The following is a 924-nucleotide window of genomic DNA, read 5'->3' on the forward strand; positions in this document are numbered from 1 at the left end:
AAATGTTATAGCACAGGAGAAAAACGCAAAAAATTAAGTTGGCTTATAGGGTTTGTGTGTAATCCTATATTAATGGCGGGTGTGTATGTGATGTATTAAAATCTTTAAAGACTATCAAAAATTTAATATATTTGATATAATATTCATTTATCTTGAATATTTAGAAAAAAAATGGATAGAGAATTATTTATAACAAGGCTTGCTTTTATAAACAATGATGAAATAGACACAATAGATAAAAATTCATCCATAGCATATTTAAAAGCCTTATATCAATGTGAAAATTCCATAGCTATAAATTATAATCAAGAAGATCTTTTCACCCAAACCACTGCTATAAACAATTTAGGTTATAATTCTACTTTCACAAAAATCTTCATCCTAGATAAAGAAAAGCTCAATGATACCTATCTTGATACTAGAAAAAAGCTTTATAAATCTATCAATACTTTAAAAGAAAAAAGAAATGAAAAAATAAAAGATATCCAAGACTATTTAAATAAAGAAATTTCCTTACAAGATAATCTAAATAATCAAAGCTTTAATACTAAGGAAAATGATGTTAATTTAATTTTAAACGAAGTATTTAACATAGAGCAATTTTATGATAAAAATACCAATACCATAGTATTAAAGACAAATAATATAAAAATCATATTCTTAGATAAAGTAAATTTACAAGATTTGCAAGATAATTCTAACAATACTTCTTTCATCTCTATGTCAAATTTGATCCATATTTATGATAATCATTGTGATATTTTTGCAAAAGATAGAAGTGTTTTGGATATAAAGGACATAGAAGAAAAATATCAAATAGATTTTAAAAGTTTAGATATAAAAATCTTCCTAAACTCCACCCTCCTTACAGGATCAAATGAACTTCCTAACAATCCTTTTTACTTTGGAGAATTAGATCAAGAT

General features: G+C 24.1%; 1 protein-coding gene. It reads left to right on the forward strand.

Going from position 1 to position 924, the window contains the following annotated elements; genetic code table 11:
- Nucleotides 1-171: 171 nt before the first annotated feature.
- Nucleotides 172-924 (forward strand): hypothetical protein (locus tag AJ932_RS10840; protein ID WP_261660120.1); only part of this gene is annotated, 753 nt, incomplete at its 3' end.

Origin of the sequence: Campylobacter sp. BCW_6873 (assembly GCF_001762365.1) — a bacterium.
Taxonomy (GTDB): domain Bacteria; phylum Campylobacterota; class Campylobacteria; order Campylobacterales; family Campylobacteraceae; genus Campylobacter_D; species Campylobacter_D jejuni.